Here is a 14,488-nt window from a genome sequence, read left to right on the forward strand (position 1 = left end):
GGCGCGCCGCGGGCTCAAGTCAAGGTGGCGACGCTCCGCTGCTGCGCTTGACAAGCCCCGGCGCGCATGCGCCCTTCCGCGCCTCTCAAAACAGCCGATTTTTGCCTCTTTTCATGCACGCCTACCGCACCCACACCTGCGGCCAACTCCGCGCTTCCGACACCGGCTCCCAGGTCCGCCTTTCCGGCTGGGTGCACCGCAAGCGGGACCACGGCGGCCTGATCTTCATCGACCTGCGCGACCACTATGGCCTGACGCAGCTTGTGGTGAGCCCGTCGACGCCGGGCTTCGACGTCGTCGAGCACCTGCGCGCCGAAAGCGTGATCCGCGTGGACGGCGAGGTGGTGGCGCGCTCCGGCGACACGGTGAACGCCAACCTGCCCACCGGCGAGATCGAGGTGGTCGTCCGCAAGGTGGATGTGCTGTCGGAAGCCGCCGAGCTGCCGTTGCCGGTGTTCGGCGAGCCGGACTATCCGGAAGAGATCCGGCTCAAGAACCGCTTCCTCGACCTGCGCCGCGAGACCCTGCACAGGAACATCGTCCTGCGCTCGAAGGTCATCCAGTCGATCCGCAACCGGATGATCGCGCAGGGCTTCCTCGAGTACCAGACGCCCATCCTGACCGCGTCGTCGCCCGAAGGCGCGCGCGACTTCCTGGTGCCGTCGCGCCTGCACCCCTCGAAGTGCTACGCCCTGCCGCAGGCGCCGCAGCAGTTCAAGCAGCTGCTGATGGTCGCCGGCTTCGACCGCTATTTCCAGATCGCGCCGTGCTTCCGCGACGAGGATCTGCGGGCCGACCGCAGCCTCGAGTTCTACCAGCTCGACGTCGAGATGAGCTTCGTCACCCAGGAAGACGTCTTCGCGGCCATCGAGCCCGTCATGCACGGGGTTTTCGAGGAGTTCGCCGAGGGCAAGCCGGTGACGCCTTACCCGTTCCCGCGCATCCCCTACCGCGAGGCCATCGCCAAGTACGGCAGCGACAAGCCGGACATGCGCAACCCGCTGGTCATGCAGGACGTCTCGGATCACTTCCGCGGCGGCGGCTTCGGCCTCTTCGCCCGCATCCTGGAAGACGCCAAGAACGCGGTCTGGGCGATCCCCGGCCCGAAGGGCGGCAGCCGCGCGTTCTGCGACCGCATGAACTCGTGGGCCCAGGGCGAAGGCCAGCCCGGCCTCGGCTACATCTTCTGGTCCGAGGACCAGGGCGGCTGGGGCGGACCGATCGCCAAGAACCTCGGCGCGGAGAAGACCGACGCCGTCATGAGCCAGCTCGGCCTCGGCAAGGGCGACGCGGCGTTCTTCGTCGCGGGCGACCCGAAGGTCTTCTACAAGTTCGCCGGCTCGGCTCGAACCAAGGTCGGTACGGACCTGAACCTCATCGACGAGAACCGCTTCGAGTTCGTCTGGATCGTCGACTTCCCGATGTTCGAGTGGAACGAGGAAGAGAAGCGCGTCGACTTCTCGCACAACCCGTTCTCGATGCCGCAGGGCGAGCTGGAAGCGCTGAACACCAAGGATCCGCTGGATATCCTGGCGTACCAGTACGACATCGTCTGCAACGGCTACGAGCTGTGCTCGGGCGCGATCCGGAACCATCTGCCCGAGATCATGATCAAGGCCTTCGCGACCGCGGGCTATGGCCCCGAAGTCGTCGAGGAGCAGTTCGGCGGCATGCTCAACGCGTTCCGCCACGGCGCGCCGCCGCACGGGGGCCTGGCGCCCGGCATCGACCGGATCGTGATGCTGCTGGCGGGTCAGACCGCCATCCGCGAAGTCATCGCCTTCCCGCTGAACCAGCAGGGCGAAGACCTGTTGATGAAGGCCCCGTCGGAAGTCAGCGAGAAGCAGCTCAAGGAGCTGCACATCCGGCTCGCGCCGCCGATCAAGGCCTGAGGCGCCGTCCGGCGGCGGTCAGTCCGCCGGACCGATCGCGATCAGGTAACGCGGGGTCTCGGGCGGAGCCGGCGGCGCAGGCGGCTTCGGCGGCCGCACGATCACGCGCACGCCGTGGCAGCCACGGGCGGAGAGGCCCGGCGGCAGCTTGGTGCGCGAGTCGCCGCAGGCGTCGTCCAGCTGATCCTGCGTAAGCCCTCGGGCGCTGGACAGATCGGCGCCGGCCAGCATGGCGCGGTTCAGATCGGCGTCGCGGAAGTCGGCGCCCTCGAAGCTGCCGCCGCTCAGCATGGCCGAGCGCAGGTCGGCCGATCGGAACGAAGCCTTGTCGAAACGCCCGTGGGAGAGGTTCGCGGCCATCAGGTCGGCGTCCTGAAAGCCGGCGCCTGCGGCGTCCGCCTTGGAGAAATTAGCCGCCTTCAGCGAGGCCGATCGTAAGCTCGCCCCGCGCAGGTTGGCGCGGCTGAAGTTCGCGCCCGCGCCTTGGATATCGTTGAGGACCGCCCGGGTCAGGTCCGCGCTGGCGAACATCCCGCCCTTCACCTCGGCGGAACGCAGGACCACGCCCACCATCACCGCGTTCTGGAAGAGGGCGCCGGTCGCGTCGGCGTCCGAGAAGTCGGCCTTGGTCAGGTTCGCGGAGCTGAACTGCACGCCGTGGGCTTCGGCGGCTCGCAGCCGGGCGTTCGACAGGTTGGCGTTCGAGAAGTTCGCACCGCTCATGCCGGAGTCCGACAGGTCGGCCCGCGACAGGTCCGCGCCGACAAAGCTGGAAGCCTGGAACCGGGCCTCGCGCAGGTTGGCGCCGACCAGGGCCGCGCCCGAGAAGTTCGCGCCGATGATGTGCGCTCCGGCGAGGTTGCGGCCGGACAGCTCGCACTTGACGCAGGAGCCGCCGAACGAGGTGCGGCGCGCCACTTCCTTGTCGCCGAATGCAAGGGCCTGACCCGCCAGGGCGGCGGTCGCCACGAACACGGCGGCGGCGGTCGCGAGGCGGGCGATACGCTGGGTCACTTCGGAGCAATCCTCATGGACTTGAGCCACACCTGTGCTCTGAGCGGCCTGCGAACACCACTTAAATCGCGGTAACTTTGAGGAACTTAGCCGGCCTGGTCCTCGCCGAGACGACCGGCGCGGGCGCCGCAGGTCTCGCAGATCATGGCCTGGCCCTTGCGCACCACGGCGATGTCCCCGCAGGCCGCGCAGACCTCGGCGGCCTCGAGCACGGCGGGCCCCGGGTTGCGATTTGCCGTGGGCAGGAAGACCAGGTTGTCGGGCGTCGAGCCGCGCGAGAACCCGCGGGAGATGAAGCGCGAGGCGGGCTGCGGCGCAGGCTCGGCGTCGCCGGCGGCGTCGGCCTTGCCGTTCCCCAGGCCGTCGGCGTTCAGCGCGCCGGGGTCTTCGCTCGCGAGGTCCGAGCGGCCCAGGTAGCTGATGCCGAGTTCGCGGAAGATGTAGTCGAGGATCGACGTGGCCGACTTGACGGTGTCGTTCCCGGTCACCGGGCCCGCCGGCTCGAAGCGGGTGAAGACGAAGGCGTCGACGAACTCGTCCAGCGGCACGCCGTATTGCAGCCCGATCGAGATCGCGATGGCGAAGTTGTTCATCAGGCTGCGGAAGGCGGCGCCCTCCTTGTGCATGTCGATGAAGATCTCGCCCAGCTCGCCGTCGTCGTACTCGCCGGTGTGGATATAGACCTTGTGGCCGCCCACCGAGGCCTTCTGGATGTAGCCCTTGCGGCGGTCCGGCAGCTTCCGGCGCGTGCGGTCGCGCTCCACGATCCGCTCGACGATCCGCTCTTCCGGCTCGATCTCGGGCGCGGCTTCGCGCCGCTCGGGCAGATCGGCGACGGCGGGCAGGGTCAGGATGGCGTCTGCCGGCGGATCCTCCCGGCGGATGCGGATCGGCAGCGGGGCCTGGGCGAGGGTGTCCGCCACGTCGGCGGGCGTGGCGGCCCAGGGGAGGGTGACGGTCAGAACGGGCGGAGCGTCGAGCGCCGGGCGCAGGGCGATCAGCATCGCCTCGACGGCGGTTCGCGCGATCTCGCAGGCGGGGCGCAGCCTGCGCTGCTGGTCCGCGTCGCCCGCGTCACGTCCCGTCAGGCTGTCGCCGCCCAGCACGTGCAGCGTGGCGGCGGCCACGTCGCTGCTGGCGAAGCCCGCCAGGGCAAGGACGTCCAGGCCGGGATCCTGAAGCTGCTCGGCGCTGGCGCCCAGCACGTCGCGGAGGAAGCCGTGGCCCAGGACGGCGGGCGAGAAGGCTTCGGCGAGCCCGGAGACGAAGGGCAGCTCCGCCTCGACGGCCGCGATCTCGTGCTCGGAGAAGCCGCGTTGGGCCAGCGCCTGCGCGCTGACGCCCGGCGCATCGGCGAGGCTTCGACGGCCCAGCAGCACTGCCTCGGCGGCCGCCCGATCGACGCCGAGGGCGTGGAGTCCTCGGATGGCGGCGTCGGACAGGACGCGGAGAACCTCGCCCTCGGCGGTCTCCGCGACCGTGACCGGGCCGGCCCACGGCCCCGCATCCAGGCGGCCGCCCAGGCGGAGGGCGAGTTCGGGATCGTCGAACGCCCCGAGCCGGCATTCCACGCCGGTTTCGCCGATCACGCGCCGCGCCGTGGCGTAGAGGTCCCGCGCCGCGCGCCGTCCCTCGTCGCTGTCGTAGTCGTGGCCGTGGGCGACCAGCCAGTCGCCCAGGTTGGCGAGGCCGAGCTGGGCCGGCTCCTCCGTCGCGGCGAGCGCGATCGCGGCCAGCTGGACCGCGCCTTCGAAGGCGTCCCAGTCGAAACCCTCGTCCCCGAAGAGCGCCATCAGGTCGACGCCGCCGCGCGGCCAGGCGGCCAGGCCGGCCAGCGCCTCCGCATCGGCCAGATCGCGCGCGGCGATCACGGCGCCAGTCGTCCAGGCGGCGCGCGCGGTCGCGCGGCCCTGAGCGCTCTCCAGTTGGTCGACCCGAGCGACCAGCTCCGGGCCGCCGCCCTCCGACAGCGGCGGCATGGCCGGCCACACGGTCTCGCCGGCGCGCGCCAGCGCGATGGCGTCCAGGATCGCGGCGTCGGGAGCCCCGGCCCCGCGAGCGGCTTCGGCGGCGCGGGCGAGGCTGCTGTTGCGGCCCGGATCGGCGCAGGCCTCGGCGTCGCCCTCGCACCGCAGGATCGCGTCCATCACGCCCTGCAGCCGCGACGCCAGGCGCTCGGCCGCCGCCTGCGCCGCCTGGCGTCCGCGGTGTGCCGATTCCAGGGCCTGGAGACGCGCTTCGAAGTCTGGGGCGCCGGCGTCCGCCACCGGCAGGGGCGCGCCGCCGCCGGCCGAGAACGCCACCGCGCCGAGCAGCAGGGCTTCGGTCAGGTCCTCCCGGAAACGCCGGCGGGCGCGCAGGTCCTTCAGCAGGCCTTTGGCCTGGGCCCGACCCGTCAGGTCTTCCACATACGCGACGATGGCGGGGGCGAGGTCCTCGCGGCCGCCGGCCCAGTCCAGCCAGGCTTCGACGCGCGCGTCGCTCCAGTGGGCGGGCGCTTCCACCTCCACCAGGCCGCCGGGCCGCTCCAGGATGCGGCCCTCGATTCCCACGCGCGACGCGTCACTGCCCATGAGCGACTCCCCTCCGGGGAGCCTAGGATGTCGGATGGCGCGTCGCCAATAGATGTTGGGGCCATGCGACCACTCATCCCCAACATATTGCTTCGGAGATGAGGCGGCGCGAGCGCTGGACGCTCTTGGGGCGCCCGCCTATAGTCCGCGCGCGTTTCGAGCCCCATGAGCCCCGTCAGAGCCCCGTAAAGTGTCCGTCCTCAAGACCATCTTCACCTGGTGGAACGGCGCCACCGCCGGCGTCCGCTTCACCGTCGCCCGCCGCGGCGTGTTCGTCGGTCAGGACGAGTACGGCAACAAGTACTACGAGGCGCGCGACACCAGCGACAGCTACGACGCCAAGCGCAAGCGCCGCTGGGTGATCTTCAACGGCTATGCCGAGGCCTCCAAGGTGCCGCCGGACTGGCACGGCTGGCTGCACCACACCTTCGAGGAGCCGCCGACCACGGCGCCGCTGCCCCGCAAGGGATGGGAGAAGGAGCACCGCCCGAACCTGTCCGGCACCATCTACGCCTATCGTCCGAAGGGTTCGCTGGCCCGAGGCGGCGAGCGCCAGCGGGCGACGGGCGATTACGAGGCGTGGAAGCCGGAATAGCCGTGGACCGCCGTCCCGCCGCGTCCCTGCCTATCAAGCGCGTGGTCTGCGCGGCCGCCCTGGCCGGGGGCCTCGTCTCGACGCTGGTCGCCGCGCAGCCCATTCCCCCGCCGGCCTCGCTGCCGCAGGAAGCGGCGCCGGCCACGGGGGAAGAGGCGCCTCCGATCGCCGTCCCGACCCCCGAGCCGCTGGTCGCGCCGCCCGTCGACGCCCAGGAGGTGAAGCCCGCGCCGGCCCCTAAGGCGCAGGTGGTCGAGAAGCCTGTGGAGGCGCCGATCCGCCGCGCTCGATACGACGTGGCCGTCCTCCAGGCCCTCGACAAGGTCACCGCCGAAACCCTGAAGTTCGAGGCCCCCGTGGGCCGCCCGGTGCGCTGGAAGGGCCTGATCTTCACGGTCCGCGCCTGCGAGCGTTCCGCCCCGGACGAGCCTGTCGAGGACTCGATCGTCTACCTGACCATCGATTCCCAGCCGCGGCCTCAGCCGGGCCGGCCCACGCCGCCGCCGCGCCAGGCGTTCAAGGGATGGATGTACGCGTCCTCGCCGGCGCTCCACCCGCTCGAGCACGCCACCTACGACGCCTGGGTGATCAGCTGCAGGGCGACCCGGCCCGTGACCGCCGCCGCCCCGGCGCGTCCGGCGCCCAAGGCCGCGGCCCCGGCGCCCAAGGCTGCGCCCGAGCCCAAAGCCGAGGCGCCGCCGGTGATCACGCCGCCGGCCGCGGCGCCTGACGCGGAGCCGGTGCCCGCCGCCTTGCCCAAGGCGTAGAAGTCGCCCGAGGCCGCGAGCGCGCGGCCCAGACGGCGGTGGTACTCCAGCCGCCCGATCTCCTCCGCGCCGAACTGCGCGAGATGCTCGGTCATGAACTGGGCGTCCAGCAGCGTGTAGCCGCCCGCGATCAGCCGCGCGACGAGGTGGACCAGCGCCACCTTCGAGGCGTCGCGGGCCCGCGAGAACATGCTCTCGCCGAAGAACGCGCCCTGCAGCGAGACGCCGTAGAGCCCGCCCACGAGCTGGCCCTCCCGCCAGCATTCTACGCTGTGGGCGAAGCCGTGGCGGTGCAGCTCGACGTAAAGCTGCTCGATCGGCCGGTTGATCCAGGTCTCCGTGCGGCCGGGGCCGGCGGCGGCGCAGGCCAGCACCACGTCGTGGAAGGCGCTGTCGACCCGGATCTCGAACGGATCGCCGCGCACCGTGCGGGCGAGGCGGCCGGGCACGTGGAAACGATCCAGCGGGATGACGCCGCGCCGCTCCGGATCGATCAGGAAGACACGGCTGTCCTCCCGCGCGTCCGCCATGGGGAAGACGCCGCGGGCGTAGCAGTCGAGCAGGTCTCGGGCGTCGAACTCGGCCATCGGCCCTTTAGGCTTGGGCCTCCGCCTGCGCCTTCATCCAGCGCTCCAGCCAGTGGATGTTGTAGTCGCCGCGGATGATGTCCGGCTGGACCAGCAGCTCCTGGAAGAGCGGGATGTTGGTGTCGATCCCGCCGACCACCACCTCGCCCAGGCAGCGGCACAGGCGGGCGATGCACTCCTCGCGGTCGCGGCCATGCACGATCAGCTTGCCGACCAGGCTGTCGTAGTACGGCGGGATCGAATAGCCGGCGTAGAGCGCGCTATCCATCCGCACGCCCAGGCCGCCCGGCGCATGGTAGTCGGTGACCAGGCCTGGAGACGGGGCGAAGGTCTTCGGGTTCTCGGCGTTCACGCGGCACTCGATGGCGTGGCCCTCGAAGACGACGTCCTCCTGGCGGAACGACAGCGGCAGCCCGGCGGCGATGCGGATCTGCTCGCGCACCAGATCGATGCCGGTGATCGCCTCGGTGACCGGGTGTTCCACCTGCAGGCGGGTGTTCATCTCGATGAAGAAGAAATCGCCGTTCTCGTACAGGAACTCGATGGTGCCCACGCCCAGGTAGCCGATGGCCCGCACGGCGTCGACGACCACCTTGCCGATCTTGGCGCGCGCCGCGGCGTCGATGACGGGCGAGGGGGCTTCTTCCAGCACCTTCTGGTGGCGGCGCTGCAGCGAACAGTCGCGCTCGCCCAGGTGCACCACGTTGCCGTGGCTGTCGGCGACCACCTGCAGTTCGATGTGGCGGGGCGTCTGGAGGTAGCGCTCCATGTAGACCGCGTCGTCGCCGAACGCGGCCTTGGCCTCGGCGCGGGCGGTCTGCACCGCCTCGACCAGGTCGTCCTCGGTCTGGGCCACCTTCATGCCGCGCCCGCCGCCGCCGGCCGCCGCCTTGATCAGCACCGGGAAGCCGATGGCCTTCGCCGCGGCGATGGCCTCTTCCTCGGTGGTGACCGCGCCGTCCGAGCCCGGCACCACGGGGATGCCGGCTTCCTTCACCGCCTGCTTGGCGGTGATCTTATCGCCCATCAGCTTGATGTGCTCGGGCTTCGGCCCGATGAAGGTGAAGCCGTGGGCCTCGACGATCTCGGCGAAGCGGGCGTTCTCGGACAGGAAGCCGTACCCCGGATGGATCGCCTGGGCGCCGGTGATCTCGGCCGCCGCGATGATCGAGGGGATGTTCAGGTAGCTCTTGGCGGCCGGCGGCGGGCCGATGCACACGCTCTCATCGGCCAGCCGCACCCACATGGCGCCGGCGTCGGCTTCGGAGTGCACCGCAACCGTGGCGATGCCCATCTCCTTGCACGCCCGATGGACGCGGAGCGCGATCTCGCCGCGATTGGCGATGAGGATCTTGTCGAACATCGCGCTACTCGATGATCGCGAGCGGTTCGCCGAACTCCACCGGCTGCGCATCCTCGACCAGGATCTGCACCACCTTGCCGCCCTTCGGCGCCGGGATCGGATTCATCGTCTTCATCGCCTCGACGATGAACAGGGTCTGGCCGGCCTGGACGGTGTCGCCGACCTTCACGAACGGATCCGAGCCCGGATTGGGCTGCAGATAAACGGTGCCCACCATCGGCGACTTCACCTCGTCGCCCGTGGCGCGGGCAGGGGCGGCCGGCGCGGCCTCGGCCGCCGGAGCGGCTGCGGGCGCGACCGCCGGGGCGGCGTGGGCCACGGGGGGCGGGGCCGCCACGTGGACGGTCGCCGCCGTCAGCGTCTTGGCGACGCGGATCTTCAGCTCGCCCTGCTCGACCTCGATCTCCGAGAGACCGGTCTCCGTCAGGATGTCGGCCAGTTTGCGCACCAGGCGCGCGTCGAACGGATCGGCGGGCGCCTTCGGACTGCTAGCCATGGAACGACCCTTTTTCTTCTCTGAACTTGTCGGAAATCAGCGGGCCAGGCCCGCGGCGGCCTCGACGGCCAACTCATAGCTCGCCGCTCCGAAGCCGGAGACGACCCCGGTGGCGGCGAGCGAAACATAGGTCTCACGGCGGAACGCCTCGCGGGCGGCCGGGTTCGACAGATGGCATTCCACCACGGGGATGCTCAGCATCTTCAGCGCATCGAGGATGGCGATGGAGGTGTGGCCGTAGGCGGCGGGGTTCAGCACCAGGGCGCAGGCGGCTTCGCGCGCTTCCTGGATCCAGTCGACCAGCTCGCCCTCGTGATTGGACTGACGGAACACGACTTCACGCCCCAGGGACTTCGCGCGCGCCTCGCAGAGGCGGCGGACGTCTTCCAGGGTGTGGTGACCGTAAATCTCCGGCTCGCGGGTGCCCAGGAGGTTGAGGTTGGGGCCGCTCAGCACATAGATCGGTTTCGACATTCGGCTCCGCCGTCGATTCCGCGCCCTTGTAACGGTCAGCGGCGGAGGCCACAAGCAAGCCGACCTCAGGCCCCGGAGTTCCAGAGCGTTTCATGCAGCTGACCGTGAACGGAGAGATGCGGAGCTTCCCGGGCGTGCCGGACGTGGCGGCGCTCGTGGCGGCGCTCGGCCTCGACGCGCGGAAGGTGGCCGTGGAGCGGAACCTGGAGATCGTGCCGAAGTCCGCCTATGCGGCGACGGCGCTCTCCGACGGCGACCGGATCGAGATCGTGCATTTTATCGGAGGCGGCTGACGTGGACGGCTCGACCCATTCGGAAGACACCTGGACCGTCGCGGGGCGTACGTTCCGCTCGCGCCTGATCGTCGGCACCGGCAAGTACAAGGACTACGCCCAGAACGCCGCCGCCGCCGAGGCGGCCGGCGCCGAGATCGTCACCGTGGCCGTGCGCCGGGTGAACCTGACCGACCCGAACCAGCCGATGCTGGTCGACTATGTGAAGCCCGACCGCTTCACCTTCCTGCCGAACACCGCGGGCTGCTTCACCGGCGAGGACGCCATCCGCACCCTGCGGCTCGCACGCGAGGCGGGCGGCTGGGATCTCGTGAAGCTCGAGGTGCTGTCCCAGACCAAGCACCTCCTGCCCGACATGGAAGAGACCCTGCGGGCCCTGAAGCTGCTCGTCGCCGACGGTTTCCAGGTGATGGTCTACTGCTCGGACGACCCGGTGTACGCCAGGAAGCTGGAGGACGCCGGCGCCGCCGCCATCATGCCCGCCGCCGCTCCGATCGGCTCGGGCCGGGGCATCCAGAATTTCCTGAACCTCGGCCTTATCATTGAGCAAGCCACCGTGCCGGTCCTTGTGGACGCGGGCGTCGGAACGGCGTCGGATGCGGTGCTGGCCATGGAGATCGGCTGCGACGCCGTGCTGATGAACACCGCCATCGCCGAGGCCAAGGACCCGATCCGAATGGCGCGGGCGATGAAGCACGCCGTCCTGGCCGGCCGCGACGCCTTCCTGGCCGGCCGCATGGCCAGGCGCAGCTATGCCGATCCGTCCTCGCCGCTCTCAGGGCTGATCTGATGCCCAAACCGGCAGGCGAGCCGCGCAAGTCGATCTTCATCACCGGCGCCACCTCGGGCATGGGCCGCGAGACCGCTCGCCTTTTCGCCGGAAAAGGATGGTTCGTCGGCGCCTACGACGTCAACGAACTGGGCCTGCGCGACCTTCAGGAGGAGCTCGGCGCCGAGAACTGCCTGATCCGGCGGCTGGACGTGACCGACCGGGCCGACTTCCGCGACGCTCTCGACGACTTCGTTCCGGCTGCGGGCGGGCGGCTCGACATCCTGTTCAACAACGCCGGCATCGGCCGCGGCGGTCCCTTCGACCAGCAGCCGTTCGAGGACATCCTGGCGGTCGTTCAGGTGAACCTGATCGGCGTGCTGAACGGCATCTACGAGGCCGTGCCGTTGCTGAAGGCGACGCCGAACTCGCTGTGCTTCACCACGTCGTCCTCGTCGGCGACCTTCGGCATTCCAGGGATCGCGGTCTATTCCGCCACCAAGCACGCGGTGAAGGGCCTCACCGAGGCGTTGTCGATCGAGTTCAGGGCCTACGGCATCCGCGTCGCCGACGTGCTGCCGGGCCTGATCGACACCCCGATCCTCCCGCCCGGCGCCGTGGAGGCCGCGCCGAAGGAAGGCATGTTCCGCGCCATCCCTCCGATCGAGGTCGCGAAGGTGGTCTGGGAAGCCTACCACTCGGACAAGCTCCACTGGTTTGTGCCCGAAGAGATCGCCGAACTCGACAAGGCGTCGGCGCTGACGCCGGAGGTCGTGCGGGACCAGATCGCGGCCGACGGGCTGTTCTTCAAGCCGGACGCAGGCGAGGCGTAACCGAACGGCTACGCGGCGCGGGGGGAGGGCGGCCGTCAGCGAGGCTCGGCGGCGCGGTCGCCTGCGCTGGCGAGCGTGATCCGAACCCCGTCCGGGTTCCAGTCGACGGCGACCGTCGCACCCAGCTGCTCGGCGAGGCGGCTGATCAGGCGTGAGCCGAAGCCGACCCGGCTCGGCGGGACGACAGGCGCTCCGCCGTGCTCCGTCCAGGCGAGCGTCCAGCCGGCGCCCGTCCGGCTCCACGACACGTCGACCTGGCCCGCGGCCACGGAGAGCGCCCCGTACTTGGTGGCGTTGGTGGCGAGCTCGTGGACGATCATGCTGAGCGGCTGGACCTGGTCCGCGGCGAGCATGACCAGGGGGCCCCGCAGGCGCACCCGTTCCAGCGGGGCGACGGAGGCCAGCTCGGCCTCAACGATCGTCCGAAGCGCGCCGCCCTGCCACTGGCTCTGCGACAGGGCGCTCTGGGCGCGCGCCATGGCGTCGACGCGGCCGATCACCGCTCGCCGAAAGACCTCGGGGTCGTCCGATCGGGTCAGCCGAACGACCGACTGGATGATGGCCAGCGCGTTCCGCGATCGGTGGTCGACCTCGCGCATCAGCAGGTCGCGGGCCTCCTCGATCCGCTTGCGGGCCGTGATGTCCACGGCCGTGCCGATCACCCGTATGCAGTAGCCCTCGGGCGCGAAGACGCCGCGGCCTTTGGCCGCCACCCATCGGACGACGCCGTCTTCCTTGCCGACCGTCCGGTACTCGACGTCGTAGAGTGCGCGCCGCGCCGGGTCGGCGGCGGCGGCGTAGGCGGCGGCCACCCGATCCCGGTCCTCCGGATGCACGCCGTCGTAGAAGTCCTGCATCGAGACCTCCACCTCGGGGGAGATGCCGAACATCGCCTTCACCCGCGGGGGCCAGAACAGGGTCTGATGGAGCTCGTCGACGTCCCAAAGGCCGACGTCCGCGAACTCCGTCGCGAGGCGGAGCCGGGTCTCGCTCTCCAGCACCGCAGCCTCGGCCTGAAGCAGGAACGTGAGGTCCTGGGCCAGGCCGATGCGGACCGGGCGGCCCTCCCACATGCCGTTCAGCCCGACGCACTCCGCTTCGAAGGTGGAGCCGTCCTTGCGCAGGAGGGTCATGCGATAGGGCTGGGCGTCGCCCGTCTCGTACCGGCGAGCCAGCGCGGCCGCCTCGGTGGCCGGCACGAAATCTGCGGGCGTCCGGCCGATCACCTCGGCGGGATCGCTGTACCCGAGGAGGCGGGCGAAGGCGTCGTTGCAGTCGAGGATGGTGTCGGTGTCGTGGATCACGACCCCTTCGCGGGTGGCCTCCGAGAACCTCCGGAACCGCTCCTCGCTCTGGCGGAGCGCGCGCTCGGCGGCCGCTCGGGCGGTGAGGTCCAGCACCACGGCGTAAAGCCCCAGCACCTCGCCGTCGGCGCCGACGCGCGGAACGTAGTCGACCAGGACGTCTCGCGGGCCGATCCGCAGGTAGTCCATCTGGCTCTCGAACGTCACCCGCTCACCGGCGAGCGCGCGTTGCAGGCGAGGCGCGGCGACGGCGAAGGCGGCGGCTCCGAGGACGTCTGCGACGTGCTGTCCGGCCAGCGCGTGGCGATCCTCCCCGAACCATTCCTCGTAGGCGCGATTGACGAACCGATAGCGGAGATCCCGGTCGATGTAGGAGATCAGCACCGGCACGGCGTCGGTGATCGCCCCGAGTTCGGCGGCGGTGGCGACGAGTTCGGCCTGAACGCCGACCCGCTCCACATGGGCCCAAGAGCGGTCCGTCACCTCGCGGATCACCGCCAGCTCGTCGGCGGTCCAGACGTGCGGGGTCTTGTGATGCACGGCCATCAGGGCCAGCAGCCGTCCGTCTCGAACCAGGGGCATGCAGACCGTCGCCGTGATGCCGATCGCCTGGAAGGTGGCGGCCTCTTCCGGATCGATCTGCTCGAGGTTGTTGTCGATGACCAGGGGCTCGCCTGCGGTGAGCTGGGCGACGGCCATCTTGCCGAAGGAGGCGAGACTGTAGCGGCCGACGATCGTCGGCGATCCCGGCGCGCTCCAGTCGCCGCGGATGGTGAAGCCGTCCTCGTCGTCGTCCATGTCGGCATAGGCGCAGATGGAGGCGCCCAGGTGCTCTCCGGTCAGCCGCGCTGTGACCGCCAGAATGTCGTCGGCGCCGGAGAGCTGCGAGGTCTCACGGCCGAGCTGGTCAAGGAAGCGCAGCCGCGCGTCGCTCTGCGCTCGGGCGATCCTCTCGAGATGCGCGGCGGTGGTTTCCATGCAGACGCAGAGCACGCCGGGCGTGTCGCCTTCCGCGGTCGTCACGGGGCTGTAGGAGAAGGTGAACCAGGCCGGCTCCGGTCGTCCTCCCCGGTGCAGGCTGACCTCGAGGTCCTCGAAAAAGCTGGGACGCCCCGCGAAGGCGGCTTCGATGACCGGCTCGATCGTTTCGCGCACCTCCGGCCAGACCGACCAGAACGGGCGGCCGAGCGCCTCGCGGCGCCGCTCCCCGAGGATCGGCGCATAGGCGTCGTTGTAGATCAGGATGCGCGCCGGTCCCCAGATGAGGAACATCGGGAAGCCGGATTGCAGGATCAGGCCCAAGGCGTTCCGCAGCACGGGCGGCCACCGTTCGGGCGGCCCCAATTCCGGCAATGCTCCGAACTCGGCGAACCGGGCGCCAAGCGGCCTGGGCTCGGGGGCAGATGGATCGACGAGGCTCATCGCGCAGACCCCCTCAGCCCATTGTCCGTATCGCGCCGCATGGGCCTTGTCATCCACGCGCCTCGCGTCTTGTGGAGTCGGCAGGCCTCCGGCCCGCCGCCTTTGC

The 14,488-nt window shown here is 70.5% G+C and carries 12 protein-coding genes and 1 pseudogene; 6 read left to right on the forward strand and 7 right to left on the reverse strand.

The features are described from left to right. Positions 1 to 113: 113 nt before the first annotated feature. On the forward strand, positions 114 to 1,892 hold the full coding sequence (gene aspS / locus ACO2Q0_RS13465) for an aspartate--tRNA ligase (protein WP_423352018.1): 1,779 nt from the start codon (positions 114 to 116) through the stop codon (positions 1,890 to 1,892). 18 nt (positions 1,893 to 1,910) lie between these two features. Here the strand turns inward: aspS and ACO2Q0_RS13470 are convergent, their stop codons facing one another. Together ACO2Q0_RS13470 and ACO2Q0_RS13475 are read right to left on the reverse strand one after the other, a co-directional pair. After that, positions 1,911 to 2,906, reverse strand: coding sequence for a pentapeptide repeat-containing protein (locus tag ACO2Q0_RS13470; protein ID WP_423352019.1), 996 nt, complete (start codon positions 2,904 to 2,906; stop codon positions 1,911 to 1,913). An 86-nt stretch (positions 2,907 to 2,992) separates the two neighbouring features. Beyond that, a complete protein-coding gene (locus ACO2Q0_RS13475; protein ID WP_423352020.1) occupies positions 2,993 to 5,479 on the reverse strand; it encodes a hypothetical protein in 2,487 nt (828 codons plus the stop codon). A gap of 190 nt (positions 5,480 to 5,669) precedes the next feature. Between ACO2Q0_RS13475 and ACO2Q0_RS13480 the strand changes: the two genes are divergently transcribed. Together ACO2Q0_RS13480 and ACO2Q0_RS13485 are read left to right on the forward strand one after the other, a co-directional pair. Beyond that, the gene (locus tag ACO2Q0_RS13480) at positions 5,670 to 6,074 is read left to right on the forward strand and encodes an NADH:ubiquinone oxidoreductase subunit NDUFA12 (RefSeq protein WP_423352021.1); all 405 of its coding nucleotides are present in this window, start codon (positions 5,670 to 5,672) and stop codon (positions 6,072 to 6,074) included. Positions 6,075 to 6,430: 356 nt separating this feature from the next. After that, positions 6,431 to 6,841 carry a DUF2155 domain-containing protein gene (locus tag ACO2Q0_RS13485; RefSeq protein ID WP_423352271.1) on the forward strand — a complete coding sequence of 137 codons (411 nt, stop codon included), beginning with the start codon at positions 6,431 to 6,433 and terminating at the stop codon, positions 6,839 to 6,841. On the opposite strand, the pseudogene aat reads toward ACO2Q0_RS13485, so the two are convergent. The 4 genes and pseudogenes from aat to aroQ all read right to left on the reverse strand — a co-directional run. Then, a pseudogene (gene aat, locus ACO2Q0_RS13490) lies at positions 6,820 to 7,428 on the reverse strand (leucyl/phenylalanyl-tRNA--protein transferase); the annotation flags it as partial. The gene ACO2Q0_RS13485 and the pseudogene aat sit on opposite strands and share 22 nt — an antisense overlap. A gap of 7 nt (positions 7,429 to 7,435) precedes the next feature. Next, complete coding sequence (gene accC, locus ACO2Q0_RS13495; protein ID WP_423352022.1) at positions 7,436 to 8,791, reverse strand: acetyl-CoA carboxylase biotin carboxylase subunit; 1,356 nt, start codon at positions 8,789 to 8,791, stop codon at positions 7,436 to 7,438. A 4-nt stretch (positions 8,792 to 8,795) separates the two neighbouring features. Further along, positions 8,796 to 9,287, reverse strand: a complete 492-nt coding sequence (gene accB / locus ACO2Q0_RS13500; protein ID WP_423352023.1) for an acetyl-CoA carboxylase biotin carboxyl carrier protein — start codon at positions 9,285 to 9,287, stop codon at positions 8,796 to 8,798. Positions 9,288 to 9,323: 36 nt separating this feature from the next. Beyond that, complete coding sequence (gene aroQ / locus ACO2Q0_RS13505) at positions 9,324 to 9,761, reverse strand: type II 3-dehydroquinate dehydratase (RefSeq protein WP_423352024.1); 438 nt, start codon at positions 9,759 to 9,761, stop codon at positions 9,324 to 9,326. A 92-nt stretch (positions 9,762 to 9,853) separates the two neighbouring features. Here aroQ and thiS point away from each other — a divergent pair, with 92 nt between their 5' ends. From thiS to ACO2Q0_RS13520, 3 genes are read left to right on the forward strand one after another with little or no spacing between them, the layout of a single operon-like run. Continuing rightward, positions 9,854 to 10,054: a sulfur carrier protein ThiS gene (gene thiS / locus ACO2Q0_RS13510; RefSeq protein ID WP_423352025.1), complete on the forward strand. Its 201-nt coding sequence runs from the start codon at positions 9,854 to 9,856 to the stop codon at positions 10,052 to 10,054. After that, positions 10,035 to 10,844: a thiazole synthase gene (locus ACO2Q0_RS13515; protein ID WP_423352272.1), complete on the forward strand. Its 810-nt coding sequence runs from the start codon at positions 10,035 to 10,037 to the stop codon at positions 10,842 to 10,844. Before thiS ends, ACO2Q0_RS13515 begins: the two co-directional genes overlap by 20 nt. Further along, on the forward strand, positions 10,844 to 11,656 hold the full coding sequence (locus ACO2Q0_RS13520; protein ID WP_423352026.1) for an SDR family oxidoreductase: 813 nt from the start codon (positions 10,844 to 10,846) through the stop codon (positions 11,654 to 11,656). Before ACO2Q0_RS13515 ends, ACO2Q0_RS13520 begins: the two co-directional genes overlap by 1 nt. A 35-nt stretch (positions 11,657 to 11,691) precedes the next feature. Here ACO2Q0_RS13520 and ACO2Q0_RS13525 read toward each other — a convergent pair whose 3' ends face one another. Beyond that, positions 11,692 to 14,382, reverse strand: a complete 2,691-nt coding sequence (locus ACO2Q0_RS13525) for a PAS domain S-box protein (protein WP_423352027.1) — start codon at positions 14,380 to 14,382, stop codon at positions 11,692 to 11,694. Between the last annotated feature and the right edge of the window lie 106 nt (positions 14,383 to 14,488).

Source organism: Phenylobacterium sp. VNQ135 (assembly GCF_049445735.1).
GTDB lineage: Bacteria > Pseudomonadota > Alphaproteobacteria > Caulobacterales > Caulobacteraceae > Phenylobacterium.